At 54.7% G+C, this 15838-nt stretch carries 11 protein-coding genes, 1 pseudogene and 1 riboswitch; of the genes and pseudogenes, 4 read left to right on the top strand and 8 right to left on the bottom strand.

Features of this window, described 5'->3' with window-relative positions:
• Window positions 1-331: 331 nt before the first annotated feature.
• Together murI and btuB are read right to left on the bottom strand one after the other, a co-directional pair.
• On the bottom strand, window positions 332-1183 hold the full coding sequence (gene murI, locus MUU47_RS02020; protein ID WP_258986439.1) for a glutamate racemase: 852 nt from the start codon (window positions 1181-1183) through the stop codon (window positions 332-334).
• On the bottom strand, window positions 1128-2975 hold the full coding sequence (gene btuB / locus MUU47_RS02015; RefSeq protein WP_258986438.1) for a TonB-dependent vitamin B12 receptor BtuB: 1848 nt from the start codon (window positions 2973-2975) through the stop codon (window positions 1128-1130). Before btuB ends, murI begins: the two co-directional genes overlap by 56 nt.
• Before the next feature lie 67 nt (window positions 2976-3042).
• A riboswitch (cobalamin riboswitch) is annotated at window positions 3043-3237 on the bottom strand.
• Between the two features lie 114 nt (window positions 3238-3351).
• Between btuB and trmA the strand changes: the two genes are divergently transcribed.
• The gene (gene trmA, locus MUU47_RS02010) at window positions 3352-4452 is read left to right on the top strand and encodes a tRNA (uridine(54)-C5)-methyltransferase TrmA (protein ID WP_258986437.1); all 1101 of its coding nucleotides are present in this window, start codon (window positions 3352-3354) and stop codon (window positions 4450-4452) included.
• Window positions 4453-4492: 40 nt separating this feature from the next.
• Here trmA and MUU47_RS02005 read toward each other — a convergent pair whose 3' ends face one another.
• Window positions 4493-4852, bottom strand: coding sequence for a YijD family membrane protein (locus tag MUU47_RS02005; RefSeq protein WP_258986436.1), 360 nt, complete (start codon window positions 4850-4852; stop codon window positions 4493-4495).
• Between the two features lie 3 nt (window positions 4853-4855).
• Window positions 4856-5502 (bottom strand): annotated as a pseudogene (fabR, locus tag MUU47_RS02000) (HTH-type transcriptional repressor FabR).
• 197 nt (window positions 5503-5699) lie between these two features.
• Between fabR and sthA the strand changes: the two are divergent.
• Window positions 5700-7100: a Si-specific NAD(P)(+) transhydrogenase gene (sthA, locus tag MUU47_RS01995; RefSeq protein ID WP_159761565.1), complete on the top strand. Its 1401-nt coding sequence runs from the start codon at window positions 5700-5702 to the stop codon at window positions 7098-7100.
• Here sthA and oxyR read toward each other — a convergent pair.
• From oxyR to argC, 4 genes are all read right to left on the bottom strand, one after another.
• Window positions 7083-8000, bottom strand: a complete 918-nt coding sequence (oxyR, locus tag MUU47_RS01990) for a DNA-binding transcriptional regulator OxyR (protein ID WP_159776387.1) — start codon at window positions 7998-8000, stop codon at window positions 7083-7085. The two genes, sthA and oxyR, sit on opposite strands and share 18 nt — an antisense overlap.
• Before the next feature lie 294 nt (window positions 8001-8294).
• On the bottom strand, window positions 8295-9668 hold the full coding sequence (argH, locus tag MUU47_RS01985; RefSeq protein ID WP_258986435.1) for an argininosuccinate lyase: 1374 nt from the start codon (window positions 9666-9668) through the stop codon (window positions 8295-8297).
• A gap of 104 nt (window positions 9669-9772) precedes the next feature.
• A complete protein-coding gene (gene argB / locus MUU47_RS01980) occupies window positions 9773-10549 on the bottom strand; it encodes an acetylglutamate kinase (protein ID WP_258986434.1) in 777 nt (258 codons plus the stop codon).
• 10 nt (window positions 10550-10559) lie between these two features.
• Window positions 10560-11564, bottom strand: a complete 1005-nt coding sequence (argC, locus tag MUU47_RS01975; protein WP_258986433.1) for an N-acetyl-gamma-glutamyl-phosphate reductase — start codon at window positions 11562-11564, stop codon at window positions 10560-10562.
• An 88-nt stretch (window positions 11565-11652) separates the two neighbouring features.
• Between argC and argE the strand changes: the two genes are divergently transcribed.
• Both argE and ppc read left to right on the top strand, forming a co-directional pair.
• Window positions 11653-12804 carry an acetylornithine deacetylase gene (gene argE / locus MUU47_RS01970; protein WP_258986432.1) on the top strand — a complete coding sequence of 384 codons (1152 nt, stop codon included), beginning with the start codon at window positions 11653-11655 and terminating at the stop codon, window positions 12802-12804.
• 284 nt (window positions 12805-13088) lie between these two features.
• Window positions 13089-15740, top strand: coding sequence for a phosphoenolpyruvate carboxylase (gene ppc / locus MUU47_RS01965; RefSeq protein ID WP_258986431.1), 2652 nt, complete (start codon window positions 13089-13091; stop codon window positions 15738-15740).
• Window positions 15741-15838: the final 98 nt, after the last annotated feature.

The raw sequence follows: 15838 nt of genomic DNA, 5'->3' as shown, positions 1-15838 counted from the left end.
AGACTTGGTATTCTATTTAGCGTCTTTCGACGTTTAAGAATCCATGTCACTTTGAGTGCCCACACAGATTGTCTGATAAATTGTTAAAGAGCAGTGAGTTACGCGCTTTCGCTTGCTAACTCGAGGTCCCGTATGATACGTTTTCCTCATTCAGAGTCAAGCGTTTATTTTCGCTTTTCTCTGTCAGGATTTCCTGAGAAACCCTTCTGACCCGGCGGCTAGCGTGCCGTTGTTCCGTGTCAGTGGAGGCGCATTATAGGGAGTTCTGAGACGTTGACAAGCCCTGTTTGCAAAAAACTTTTCAACCGTCTCTTTTTTACTCAAACGCCTACTAAACAGACAGCTTTTCGAGCCTTTCGAAGCCATAACGCTGCAAAACGGGGAAAAGTTGTTCAGTTTCTGCTGTCTGAGCCATACAGAAAGCGATATTCGTATCTGAAGATTTGGCATCAGGCGCTTCATGTTCAAGCAGCCAGGCAGTTCGGCGTGCAATTGCCGCGCCGGAATCTACCAGCCGCGTACCTTCCGGCAGGACTTCAAGCAGTTCATCCTGCAATAAAGGGAAATGCGTGCACCCCAGAACAACCGTATCTGGTGGCTCTGCCATTCTCAACCATGGGCGCAGGATACGACGCAGCTCATCGAGCGGTACCGGTTCACCATGCAGTTTCGCTTCCGCCAGTTCCACCAGCTCCGCAGAACCCAGCATTTCAATATGGCACTCATTCGCGAAGCGCTCGATTAACTCACGTGTATAAGGACGCTTTACCGTGCCACGCGTTGCCAGCAACCCAACCACACCGTTCGCCGTGAGACGTGCTGCCGGTTTAATCGCTGGCACCACCCCCACCACAGGAAAGGCGAATTTTTCGCGCAGACCAGGAAGTGAAACGGTACTTGCCGTGTTGCAGGCGATGATCGCCAGAGCGAGGGGATAACGCTGTTGAACCGCGGTGACTATCTCGAGCACGCGCTGGACGATGAAGGCTTCGCTCTTCTCGCCATAAGGAAAGGCAACGTTATCGAAAGCGTAGATGTAATGAAGACTCGGCAGCAGGTGCCGAATCTCATCATAAACCGACAACCCACCGACCCCGGAATCAAACACCAGGACGGTGGGACGTGGATCAGAAGGTGTAGCTGCCAGACAAGTTGTATTCCCGTCCTGCAGTTTCGTAGCCATAAACTGTCTCGTAGTCTTTATCGAACAGGTTGGCGATTTTACCACGAACTGTCAGGTGAGAGGTGACCGGATATGAAACGGCAAGATCCCACAGACTGACACCGCCCATTTTCACCGTCTCTGACGTATAAGTGCTCGGATCAAACGCGGTGTCATAACGGGTGCCCAGGTAGTGATACGTCACGCCCCAGTCAAAATCATATACCTGCCAGTCCAGCTGGTACTTCACCTGCTGTTTGGCCCGACGCAACAGCAACTCATCGGTTTGCGCATTGCGGGCATCGAGATAGTCATAGCTCAGGGTGTGTGATAACGGACCGGTGTCGAACGATGCCGTAGCCTCAATACCTTTAATGCGCGCTTTGCCCACGTTGTAGTACTGATTCAGGCTGTAGTCATAATCAATCAGATTATCGACATCGTTGCGGTATCCAGACACACGCCAGTTGACGCCCGCCGTTAGGCCCTCAAACGCCCCTTCCCACTGCTTGCTCTCTTCAGGGTCGAGATTTTCATTGCCATAGAAGCCATACAGCTGGCCCAGATTCGGTGCTTTAAACGCTGTGCCATAAGACGCCACGAAACGATAGCCGTCGACAAATTCCCAGGCCGCACTGCCCTGCCAGGTACCGTGATCGCCAAACTGCGAGTTATCATCGCCACGAACCGCCCCCTCAAAGGTGAACTCACCGAACTGTTGTAATGCCGTCAGGAAAAGACCGGTGTTACGCAGCTCGTAGCCATCAGTGACGTAGTTGGTGCCAGGCTCCGTCGTTTGCTTCTGCCAGTCAACGCCCGCACCAATGTTGCCATGGCCGACGTCCACCGAGTTGGCCCACTGCATGTTGTACTGCTTAATTTCATCCAGCGTCGCCGTGGAGTCGTAACGCCCCAGACGCGGATCGTAGTTGTAGTCTTTACTGTGGCTATAGCTGGAGGTCAGCTGCGAGTGGAAGATGTCGTTATTAAAGCGCACTCCCGCATCCCAGGTCTGACTGTAAAGCTTGCGAGTATCAACGAGCACGCCCATATAAGGAGAGTTGTCATAAGCCGTGCGGTTATCGTAACCGTAGCCGCGCACAAAACCACTCCATTCATCAGAGAAGTTATGCTCCAGCGCGCCGTAAAGGCTTTTACTCATAAAGCCATCACGATCTGTCTGCGGCTGGCCACCGGTATTCCCGTCCGCCACAACATCGTAGCCTTTGGTATAGGTGTAGTCCCCGGAGAGCGTCACCCGGGTGTTGTCTCCCAGTTTCTGCTGGGTGCTGCCGTTGTAGCTTTGATAGCCGTTCGAGCCCACACCGGCATTCAACGTGGTGCCGTCTTTTTCACGGGTCGTAATAATGTTAACCACACCGCCAATCGCGTCAGAGCCATACACCGCCGATCGTGGCCCGCGGATGTATTCGATACGCTGCACAAGGCTAATCGGGAACTGACTTAAATCTGATGAACCACTGACGCCCGCCTGGTTCAGACGCACGCCATCGACCAGAATAAGCACATGGCTGGAGTTGGTGCCGCGGATAAATAAAGAAGAACTTTGTCCGAGTCCGCCATTTTGCGCGATATCCACACCGGGCAGACGACGCATAACGTCGGTAACAGAGGTAGATTGCCAGCGATCAATATCCTGTCGGGTAACGACGCTGACCGGCGCCAGCACCGTATTTTCAGGTTGTTGGAACCGGTTTGCCGTGACGACCATCGTGTCTGAGCTGCTATCCTGCGCCCAGCCAGAAAAAGCTGTGACGGAGAGCGCCGTCAGCAGCGAAGCTTTTTTAATCATTGTTAAAAGCATCCAATAAATAAGAAGGATGCCGCTGGTCTCATCAGTAGCTCGCGATGATGAGGATCCGTTGCGACGTACTCCGGCAGGTCTTCGGGCTAGAAGGCCCCCGAATGGGATCGGGGCAATGAAACGATGACTTCCCACCTGTTGGCAGTGTCTGCTTACGCTCTCATTTCGCCTTACTCTACCGCTGCGCGTCAGCTCCAGATTTACACTGGATTCCCTTTTAACTCACAAGACCGGAAACAGGATGCTACATTCAGTAACATGCAGATGTCCAGACTGCTAATCACCGCCCCAGGCCATCAAGGGCTGGACATCCTGTGAGCATTCCCTACAATCGCCGCGTTATTTATCTCTTTCAGGAAGCATCATGACCCCCGAACACCTGCCGACAGAACAGTACGAGGCCCAGCTAGCAGAGAAGGTTGTCCGACTGCAAAGCATGATGACGCCACACAATGCCCCTGCGCCGGAGGTGTTCCGCTCACCTGTCAGTCACTACCGCATGCGTGCAGAATTCCGCATGTGGCACGACGGCGACGACCTCTACCACATCATCTTCGATCAGGCGACCAAACAGCGCATTCGTGTCGATACCTTCCCGGCGGCCAGCGAACTTATTAACACGCTGATGAAAGCCATTCTGGAAGGCGTGAAGGGCGAGAAAGTCCTGCGTCACAAGCTGTTCCAGATTGATTACCTGACCACCATGAGCAATCAGGCCATCGTGTCGCTGCTTTATCATAAGAAGCTGGATGACGAATGGCAGGCCGCCGCCACGGTACTGCGTGACGCGTTACGCGCGGCCAACCTGAACGTGCATCTGATTGGCCGTGCGACAAAAACCAAAATTGCGCTGGATCAGGACTTTATTGATGAACGTTTGCCGGTCGGCGGACGGGAAATGATTTACCGTCAGGTGGAAAACAGTTTCACCCAGCCGAATGCGGCGATGAACATTCAGATGCTGGAATGGGCGCTGAATGCCACTGAGAATTCGAAAGGGGATTTGCTGGAGCTGTACTGCGGCAACGGTAACTTCTCGCTGGCGTTGGCGCGCAACTTTGACCGCGTGCTGGCGACCGAAATTGCCAAACCCTCTGTGGCGGCTGCGCAGTACAACATTGCGGCTAACCATATTGATAACGTGCAAATTATTCGTATGTCTGCGGAAGAGTTTACCCAGGCAATGAACGGCGTTCGCGAGTTCAACCGCTTGCAGGGTATCGATCTGAAGGGATATCAGTGTGAAACGATTTTCGTCGATCCACCGCGCAGCGGGCTGGACAGCGAAACCGAGAAGATGGTGCAGGCGTACCCGCGTATTCTGTACATTTCCTGCAATCCGGAAACGTTATGTAAGAATCTGGAAACGTTGGGCCAAACGCACAACGTTGAGCGCCTGGCGCTGTTCGATCAGTTCCCGTACACCCATCACATGGAGTGTGGGGTCTGGCTGACGAAGAAGTAATCCTGCCTTTTAGCCCTCTCGTTGAGAGGGCTCATCCGTATTATTCCGTGATTTCAGCTTTACGATTACGCATCCGGAAACCAATCCAGAACACCATAATCACCGACAGCACGGCCGGGAAGAAGTTAGAGCCGATATCCGGGTATTCCGCACGAACGACGGTGCTGTACACCAGTACGCCGAGGATGAAACTCGCGGCGGCAAGCCCCGGCAGCCCAACCGGCATGGTGCGATTTTGGTAACGTTGATGCAGGCAGTACACCGTCAGCACCAGCGCAATCAGGGGGAATACGGTAAAGGGCACGATGGAGCTGAACAGTGCAGCAAATGTCCCATTAATGGATAAACCAGCGACCAACGCCAGTAACAACGTACCTCTGTCTTGACCTGTCTGTTTCATTACTCATCCTTCACGTTTTTCGGAATGGTGTGCACTTTCTCTTGTTCACGGCGATACCAGTAATACGCGCCTTTGGAAATCATCCGCAGCTGCAATACCAGTCGCTCTTCTAATTGCCGACGCTGTTCAGGGCCGACGTCCAGTGCTTCTGCACCTGCACTAAATACGATGGTGACCATCGCCTCGGCTTGCGCTTCAGTGAAGGCGCGCGGCATATGGTTTTCGATTTCCAGATAGTCAGCAAGTTCCGCAATAAAGTGCTGAATCTCACGGGCGACGGCGGCACGAAACGCCGCAGAGGTGCCAGAACGTTCACGCAGCAGTAAGCGGAATGCATTGGGGTTATTGCCAATAAACTCCATAAAGGTCGACACGGACGTGCGAATAACACTGCCACCTTTGGCAATACGCTGACGCGCCTGGCGCATAAGCTGACGTAGCATTAACCCGCTTTCGTCGACCATGGTCAGCCCGAGTTCGTCCACATCGCGGAAATGACGATAGAAAGAGGTCGGCGCAATCCCCGCCTCTCGCGCAACTTCACGCAGGCTCAGGCTGGCAAAACTTCTTTCAGCACTCAGTTGACTGAATGCTGCTTCCACCAGCGAACGCCGGGTTTTTTCTTTTTGTAGCGCTCTAACGCCCATCACGATGTCTGAATCCTTCCATCTGCCTTATCGGCACTATACCAGAGATTAAAACTAATCTGTTTGAGGTGCTTTGTGAATGATTGTTTACGGGCGGTTTGTGCTCTCCAGTGTGAAAAAAGCACAACGATAATTGGGTTATCGGGGCAATGATGTTACTATTCTGTTGCTTTTATGTATAAGAACAGGTAAGCCTTACCATGCCACACACCTACGATTATGATGCAATAGTAATTGGTTCTGGCCCGGGCGGCGAAGGCGCTGCAATGGGGCTGGTTAAGCAAGGAGCCCGTGTCGCCGTCATCGAGCGTTATCACAACGTCGGTGGTGGCTGTACCCACTGGGGCACCATCCCATCGAAAGCGCTTCGTCACGCCGTAAGCCGCATTATCGAATTCAACCAGAATCCTCTCTACAGCGACCATACCCGACTACTTCGTTCTTCATTTGCCGACATTCTCAACCATGCCGACAGCGTGATTAACCAGCAGACGCGGATGCGCCAGGGGTTCTACGAACGTAACCACTGCGAAATTCTGCAGGGCGACGCCCACTTTGTTGATGAGCACACCCTCGCGCTCGAATGCCATGACGGCTCGGTCGAAACGGTGACGGCGGAGAAATTCATCATCGCCTGCGGCTCACGCCCTTATCGTCCGGACGACGTCGACTTCTCGCACCCACGCGTCTACGACAGCGACTCCATCCTCAGCCTGCACCATGAACCACGCCACGTGATCATCTACGGTGCCGGGGTTATCGGCTGTGAATATGCGTCGATCTTCCGCGGAATGGAGGTCAAAGTTGATTTGATCAACACCCGCGATCGCCTGTTAGCCTTCCTCGATCAGGAAATGTCAGACTCCCTTTCGTATCACTTCTGGAACAGCGGCGTGGTTATTCGCCACAACGAAGAGTACGAGAAAATTGAAGGGATGGACGACGGCGTGATCATGCACCTGAAGTCTGGCAAAAAGCTCAAAGCCGACTGTTTACTGTTCGCTAACGGACGTACCGGTAACACCGACAGCCTGGCGCTGGAAAACATCGGCCTGCAAACCGACAGCCGTGGTCAGCTGAAAGTGAACAGCATGTACCAGACCGCCATTCCGCATATCTATGCAGTCGGCGACGTTATCGGTTACCCGAGTCTGGCCTCTGCGGCATACGATCAGGGCCGAATTGCTGCTCAGGCGCTGGTCAAAGGCGAAGCCACCGCGCACCTGATTGAAGACATTCCAACGGGCATCTACACCATCCCGGAAATCAGTTCTGTCGGGAAAACCGAACAGCAGCTGACGGCGATGAAAGTCCCGTACGAAGTCGGTCGGGCGCAGTTTAAGCATCTGGCGCGGGCGCAAATTGTCGGAATGAATGTGGGAACGCTGAAGATCCTGTTCCATCGGGAAACCAAGGAAATTTTGGGGATACACTGCTTTGGCGAGCGCGCGGCCGAAATCATTCACATCGGCCAGGCGATAATGGAGCAAAAAGGGGGTGGTAACACCATCGAGTACTTCGTTAACACCACCTTTAACTACCCGACCATGGCGGAAGCCTATCGGGTTGCCGCGCTGAACGGCTTAAACCGCCTGTTTTAACGGTTTATCGAAATGGCCATCCATCTGCGTGCGGATGGCCTCTGCCAGCTGCTCATAGCGGCTGCGCAGCGGTGACCCTGGACGGTAAACCAGACCGACGGTACGACGAGGCTCCGGCTTAATGCACGGCAGATAAACCACGCCATCACGTTTACGCTCTGGCGGCACAGCCAGCGCCGGTAACAGCGTGATGCCGCTGCCTGCTGCAACCATATTGCGCAGCGTTTCCAGACTGGTGGCGCGGAAATGGGTATCTTCATCCGCCCCCGCTTCAAAGCAAAAGCCCATCGCCTGGTCGCGCAGGCAGTGCCCGTCCTCCAGCATCAACAGCTTTTCACCGGCCAGATCGGACATCGGCACGCGGTCGCGATTCGCCCACGGGTGATCTTCGTAAATCGCCAGCATCATCGGCTCATCGAACAGCGGCACCTCAATAAAGGCTTCACTCTCTTTGACCAATGCCAGGATTGCACAGTCGAGCTTACCGCTGTCGAGTTGCGCCAGCAGCTGATGAGTCTGTGCCTCGTGCAGATACATTTCCAGTTTCGGGAACGCCTGATGCAGCATAGGGATAATCTGCGGTAGCAGGTAAGGCCCCACGGTGGGGATCAGGCCAATATGCAGCGGTCCGGACATCGCTTCGCCCTGTTGGCTCGCCATTTCCTTGAGCACTTTTACCTCGCGCAGCACGGTGCGCGCCTGATCCACCAGCAATAATCCTGCCTGCGTAAACAGCACCTTACGGCTGGTACGCTCCAACAGCATTACGCCCAGCTCATCTTCCAGCTTACGGATCTGCCCACTTAACGTTGGCTGACTGACGTGACAGGAATCCGCCGCACGGCGAAAATGACGATGCTCAGCTAAGGCAACCAGGTATTCAAGATCACGAATATTCATTATCCATCCTCCATCGCCACGATAGTTCATGGCGATAGATAGCATAGCAATGAACGATTATCCCTATCAAGGGTTGTGGTCAATAATACTCCACATAAACGAGGCGGTACCTCACAAACCCTTGAAGCCACCGACCCGTTCAGAGTTCCTCTCTGATATGAATAACGAAAGCCAACGTGAACTTTGCGGACCCCGTGGTCCGCTTTTTTTTGCATAAAAAAGCCCGGCATTTCGCCAAGCTCGAACGGTATTTGTAGGCCGGGTAAGCGCAGCGCCACCCGGCATCAGCGATGATCAGAGCAGGCGGGCCTGCGCATCTTTAATCGCCTGCGCAACCTGCTTCGGTGAGACGCCGCCTTGAGCGGCACGCTTATCAAGGCACGATTGCAGCGACAGAATCGGGTAAACATCATCACCAATCACTGCGCTAAACGTCTGCAACTCTGCTAGCGTCAGCGCTTCCAGTGGTTTGCCCTGGCGAATAGCTTCCACCACCGCTTCACCCACAATATGGTGCGCTTCACGGAATGGCACGCCTTTGGCGACCAGATAATCTGCAAGTTCGGTAGAGTTGGCATAACCCTGCTGCGCCGCTTCCTGACAACGCGGGCGTTTCACCTGAATACCGTCCAGCACCAGCGCGCCCATATGCAGGCAATCGAGCCAGGTATCCAGCGCGTCGAACAGCCCTTCTTTGTCTTCCTGCATATCTTTGTTATACGCCAGCGGCAGACCTTTCAGGGTCATCATCATGCCCGTCAGCGCGCCCTGCACGCGGCCGCATTTACCGCGGATCAGCTCCAGTGCATCCGGGTTTTTCTTTTGCGGCATCAGGGAAGAGCCTGACGTCACTCGGTCAGACAGCTCTACAAAGCCCGCTTCACCGGAGTTAAAGAAAATCAGGTCTTCCGCAAAACGCGACAGATGCACCATGCCGATGGATGCGTTCGACAACAACTCCAGCACGTGGTCTCTGTCGGATACACTGTCCAGGCTGTTACGGGTTGCCGATGCAAAGCCCAGCCAGTCTGCCAGTTGTTCACGATCGATTTCATACGCCGTACCAGCCAGCGCACCACTGCCCAGTGGGCTTACGTCCAGACGACGCAAGGTATCCTGCAAACGGCTTTCGTCACGGGCGAGCATTTCGACATAAGCCAGACACCAGTGAGCAAAGGTCACCGGCTGCGCGCGTTGCAGGTGGGTATAACCCGGCATCACTGCATCCTGGTTTTGCTGTGCGGTTTCCACCAGAGCGGCCTGCAGCTGGCGGCTGGCGCTCAGCAGTTCGGTCACGGTGTCTTTGCACCACAGCTTGAGGTCGGTCGCTACCTGGTCATTACGGCTACGTCCGGTATGCAGTTTTTTCCCCAGCTGGCCGACTTTGTCGATAAGCTTACCTTCCACCCAGCTGTGAATATCTTCCGCGTCGCTCTCCAGAATCTGCTGCGGATTCGCACGCACTTCTTCGAGCAATACGTTCAGCGCGTCTTCAAGCTGCTGCTGTTCCGCCGCAGTCAATACGTTCACCGTCACCAGCGCTTTAGACCAGGCCACAGAGCCAATAATATCCTGCTCCGCCAGACGGTAGTCAAAGCGCAAAGAGTCGTTGAACTGTTTGAACCGCTGATCTGCTGCCTGAGTAAAACGCCCGCCCCAAAGTGCCATAACATGCTTCCTTAGTAATGAAATTTTTGCCCGGTGGCGCAATGCTTACCGGGCCTACAAAACCACGTAGGCCGGATAAGCGTAGCGCCATCCGGCACAGAATATTAAGCCAGAATACGCGTGCCGATCGGCGTGCCGTTAAACAGCGATGGCAGCTGTTCGGCATGACGCCATGACGCGATGTCCACCGGACGGCCCAGCGTACGGGCGGCATCCAGCGCGGCATTCACTTTGACTACCATGCCATCGGTGATGATGCCCTGGTCGATCAGCTGTTCCGCCTTCGCCGCCGTCATTTCGGCAATGCGCTGGCCTTTGCCATCAAGGATCCCGCTCACATCGGAAAGCAGAATCAGATCCGCACCGAGCGTTGCCGCCAGCGCTGTCGCGGCCTGGTCAGCGTTAACGTTCATCAGTTGGCCTTCTTCGGTCACCCCGATAGAGCTCACTACCGGCAGGAAACCGCCTGCGAGCAGTGTATTGATCAGCGCCGGAGAACCCGGCTTCGCCAGACCTACGTGACCCAGCTCTTCGTCGAGCTGAGAAACCGTCACGCTGTCGCCGTCGCCGAGATACAGACCCACGGACGCGATATGATGTTTTTTGGCCCACGACAGCAGCGTTTTGTTCGCCGTTCCCGCCAGCGCACCGGTAATGATGTCAATCTGATCAGCAGGCGTCACACGCAGGCCATTCTTCTTTTTCACGGGCAGATTCAGCTGTTTCATCAGCTCGTCCACCACACAGCCACCGCCGTGCACAATCACCAGTGGACGTTGATGTTCCGCGCGATAATGCACCAGCGCGGTAAACAGACGCTCCAGCGCTTCTTCACTGTCCAGCAGCACACCACCGAGTTTGATAATTAAAGGATTCATCATCAGGTATCCATTAAAGAAGAGACTGGGTTTCGGCATAGCCAAAACGAATGTTCGCGCACTGCACAGCCTGAGCCGCCGCGCCTTTGAGCAGGTTATCTTCTGCGGCGACCACAATCAGGTGCTCGCCCTGAACGGCAAAACCGATATCACAGAATGGCAGGCCGACCACGTTTTTCAGGGCCGGAACGCCGTTGTCATACAGACGCACCAGCGGTTTATTCGCATACGCCTGTTGGAAAACATCCGCGACCTGCGCACGGGTAACGCCCGGCTTCAGACGGCAGGTAATCGTTTCCAGAATACCGCGTTTAAAGTTACCCAGATGCGGGGTGAAAATCACCTCTGCGCCCAGGTGAGTGGTGATTTCCGGATGGTGGCGATGGTTGAACACGCCATAAGGCTGCAGGCTGACTTCGCAGAAGCTGTTAGAAACCGCGGCCTTGCGCCCTGCACCGCTCACGCCACTGGTGGCGTTGATCACCGGCCATTGGGAAAGATCTAACAGCCCGGCGTCAATCAGCGGTTTGAGCGACAACTGTGCCGCCGTCGGGTAGCAACCCGGGACCGCAATCAGATTCGCTTCTTTGATTTTGTCACCGCTCCACTCTGCCAGGCCATACACTGCCTGTGCCAGCAGCTGAGGATGCTGGTGCGTGAAGCCGTAATATTTCTGATAAAAATCAGCATCGTTGACGCGGAACGCGCCGGAAAGGTCAAATACCACACAACCCGCATCGAGGAACTGCGGTGCCAGATCGTGGCTCACTTCGTGGGCCGTCGCGAGGAACACCACGTCCACACCCGCGGAAAATTCGCGAATATCGGACATCGGCTGCAGTGGCAAATCGACAATGCCTTTCAGCTGCGGATGCAGATCAGAAATTAACTTTCCGGCATCATTGCTTTGCGCTGAGACCGTCAAAGCGGTTATGTTCATGTGCGGATGACGATTTACGTAACTCACCAGCTCAGCGCCTGCATAACCGCTTGCGCCTACAATCAGCGTATTCAACATCGGGTTCCTTTATGCTCAACGATAGTGTATTTTTATTCACTAATACTGCATGAATATTGATACTATCATGACCTGAGGTGTGTCAACAATGAAAAACAATTTACCGCCATTTATCGAGATTTACCGCGCATTGATCGCCACACCGTCTATCAGCGCCACCGAAGAATCCCTTGATCAAAGTAATGAAGGTTTAATCAATCTTCTGGCGGATTGGTTCTCCACAATTGGCTTCACTGTCGAGATCCAGCCAGTCCCAGGCACGCGTCATAAATTCAACATGCTGGCCAGCACCGGACACGGCGCGGGTGGGCTGTTACTGACAGGCCACACTGATACCGTTCCGTTCGACGATGGCCGCTGGACGCGCGATCCGTTCACGCTGACCGAACATGACAACAAGCTGTACGGCCTCGGCACCGCCGACATGAAAGGCTTTTTCGCCTTTATTCTTGACGCCCTGCGTGACGTTGACATCACACAGCTGAAAAAACCGCTCTACATTCTGGCCACCGCCGACGAAGAAACCAGCATGGCGGGTGCTCGCTATTTCTCAGAATCCACCTCACTTCGCCCGGACTGCGCCATCATCGGCGAGCCGACGTCCCTGCAACCAGTGCGCGCGCACAAAGGCCATATTTCTAATGCCATCCGCGTATTGGGGCAGTCAGGACACTCGAGCGATCCGGACCGTGGCGTGAACGCCATCGAACTGATGCACGATGCCATTGGCCGCATCATGCAGCTGCGCGACTCGTTGAAAGAACGCTATCACTACGACGCGTTTGCGGTGCCGTACCCGACGCTCAATCTCGGGGCCATTCATGGCGGTGATGCGTCTAACCGTATCTGCGCCTGCTGTGAACTGCATATGGATATTCGTCCATTGCCGGGCATGACCCTCGACGATCTTAATGGCCTGCTCACCGAAGCCCTGGCTCCAGTCAGTGAAAAATGGCCGGGTCGTCTGACGGTGTCCGATCTGCATCCGCCAATCCCTGGCTATGCCTGCCCACCTGATCATCAATTGGTTCAGGTAGTGGAAAAACTGCTCGGCACACAAACCGAAGTAGTGAATTACTGCACCGAAGCGCCGTACATTCAGACGCTGTGTCCGACGCTGGTGCTCGGGCCGGGCTCCATCAATCAGGCGCATCAACCAGATGAATACCTCGAAACCCGCTTCATCAAACCGACTCGCGAGTTGATTACCCAGGTCGTCCATCACTTTTGCTGGCATTAATTCTGCCGTCACCCTCTCTGCCTGAGAGGGTGATTCACTTCACATTTCCATAAGAAGCGCTTATCTCACTGCCGCTGAGTTTAATTTGGCAAATTTCCGCCATTTTTTCGTTTGCTGAAGCGATTTCGCAACAATTGACGTAGGGGTTTTTACGTGGCTTTATAAAGTGAAGACGAGAAAATACCGAATACCATGTCCGAACGATTTTGTATCGCCGTCAGCGGTCTCATCACGGTTGTGCGAAATCCAGGGACATACATAAATGAGATGGGGTGTCTGGGGTAATGAACGAACAATATTCCGCTTTGCGTAGTAATGTCAGTATGCTCGGTAAGGTGTTAGGGGAAACTATCAAAGATGCCCTTGGCGAGAACATTCTTGATCGCGTTGAAACCATTCGTAAGTTGTCAAAATCCTCCCGCGCGGGCAATGAGGCCAATCGCCAGGAGCTGCTCACTACGTTACAGAATCTGTCTAACGACGAGCTGCTTCCGGTCGCCCGCGCATTCAGCCAGTTTCTGAATCTGGCGAATACCGCCGAGCAATATCACAGCATTTCGCCGAAAGGCGAAGCGGCCAGCAACCCGGAAGTGATTGCCCGCACCCTGCGTAAACTCAAAGATCAGCCGAACCTGAACGAAGCGACCATCAAAAAAGCGGTGGAAAACCTGTCTCTGGAACTGGTTCTTACCGCGCATCCGACGGAAATCACCCGCCGAACGCTGATCCACAAAATGGTGGAAGTGAACAACTGCCTGAAGCAGCTGGATAACAAAGATATCGCCGACTACGAACAGCACCAGCTGATGCGCCGTCTGCGCCAGCTGATTGCGCAGTCCTGGCATACCGATGAAATTCGTAAGCATCGCCCAAGCCCGGTGGATGAAGCCAAATGGGGCTTTGCGGTTGTCGAAAATAGCCTGTGGGAAGGCGTGCCGAACTACCTGCGCGAGCTAAATGAACAGCTGGAAGATAACCTCGGTTACCAGCTGCCGGTAGATTTCGTGCCTGTACGTTTCACTTCGTGGATGGGCGGCGACCGGGACGGCAACCCGAACGTCACTTCTGACATCACCCGCACCGTACTGCTGCTGGGCCGCTGGAAAGCGACCGACCTTTTCCTGAAAGATATTCAACTGCTGATTTCCGAACTGTCGATGGTGGAATGCACCGACGAACTGCGTGAATACGTCGGCGAAGCCGGTGCTGCAGAGCCATACCGCTACCTGCTGAAAACCCTGCGTAGCCAGCTGATGGCGACCCAGGCCTGGCTGGAAGCGCGCCTGAAAGGCGAAAAACTGCCAAAACCTGCCGGTCTGTTGACCCAAAATGAGCAACTGTGGGAACCGCTGTACGCCTGCTATAAATCGTTGCAGGCCTGCGGTATGGGCATTATCGCCAACGGCGAACTGCTCGACACCCTGCGCCGCGTGAAGTGTTTTGGCGTGCCGCTGGTGCGTATCGACGTACGTCAGGAAAGCACTCGTCACACCGAAGCGCTGGGCGAACTGACCCGCTACCTCGGCATTGGTGATTACGAAAACTGGTCTGAAGCCGACAAACAGGCGTTCCTGATCCGCGAACTGAATTCAAAACGTCCTCTGCTACCGCGCCAGTGGGAGCCGAGCGAAGAAACCCGCGAAGTACTCGACACCTGCAAAGTGATCGCTGAAGCACCAAAAGGCTCAGTCGCCGCGTACGTTATCTCGATGGCAAAAACGCCGTCAGACGTGCTGGCCGTTCACTTGCTGTTGAAAGAAGCCGGGATCGGCTTTGCGCTGCCGGTTGCGCCGCTGTTTGAAACGCTCGATGACCTCAACAATGCCAACGATGTCATGACGCAACTGCTAAACATCGACTGGTATCGCGGCTTCATCCAGGGCAAACAGATGGTGATGATTGGCTATTCCGACTCCGCGAAAGACGCGGGCGTGATGGCTGCTTCCTGGGCGCAGTATCAGGCTCAGGACGCGCTGATCAAAACCTGCGAAAAAGCCGGTATCGAATTGACGCTGTTCCACGGTCGCGGCGGTTCTATCGGCCGTGGCGGTGCGCCAGCCCATGCGGCGTTGCTTTCCCAGCCGCCAGGCAGCCTGAAAGGTGGCCTGCGTGTTACCGAACAGGGCGAGATGATCCGCTTCAAGTACGGCCTGCCGGAAGTCACCATCAGCAGCCTGTCGCTGTACACCAGCGCAATTCTCGAAGCGAACCTGCTGCCGCCACCGGAGCCAAAACCGGAATGGCGTCACATCATGGCCGAGCTGTCGGATATCTCCTGCGACATGTATCGCGGCTATGTGCGTGAAAATAAAGATTTCGTGCCGTACTTCCGCTCCGCCACGCCGGAACAGGAACTCGGCAAACTGCCGCTGGGTTCACGTCCGGCAAAACGTCGTCCGACCGGCGGCGTAGAATCTCTGCGCGCTATCCCGTGGATTTTCGCATGGACACAAAACCGCCTGATGCTGCCAGCCTGGCTGGGTGCTGGAGCGGCATTGCAGAAAGTGGTGGAAGACGGCAAACAGAGCGAACTGGAAACCATGTGCCGCGACTGGCCATTCTTCTCCACTCGCCTTGGCATGCTGGAAATGGTATTCGCCAAAGCCGACCTGTGGCTGGCGGAGTACTACGATCAGCGTCTGGTGAAGAAAGCGCTGTGGCCACTGGGTGCCGAGCTGCGCAAGCTGCTGGAAGCCGACATCAAAGTGGTGCTGGACATCGCCAACGATTCTCACCTGATGGCCGATTTGCCGTGGATTGCTGAGTCTATCCAGCTGCGTAACATCTACACCGACCCGCTGAACGTTCTGCAGGCAGAGCTGCTGCACCGTTCGCGTCTGGCGGAAGAAGAAGGCAAAGAGCCGGATCCGCGCGTCGAGCAGGCACTGATGGTCACTATCGCCGGGGTTGCAGCGGGTATGCGTAATACCGGCTAACAGCACCACGCGATACGTTATAAATGCAAAACAGGCATAGCACAGTTATGCCTGTTTTTTTTATGTCTCAGGAGACAGCTTGCTGGATTTTTGTAATA

The sequence above is a fragment of the Scandinavium hiltneri genome, assembly GCF_024764835.1.
GTDB classification, from domain to species: Bacteria; Pseudomonadota; Gammaproteobacteria; order Enterobacterales; family Enterobacteriaceae; genus Scandinavium; species Scandinavium hiltneri.
The sequence above is the reverse complement of the archived record's forward strand: the minus strand, read 5'-3'. Positions and strand labels throughout refer to the sequence as shown.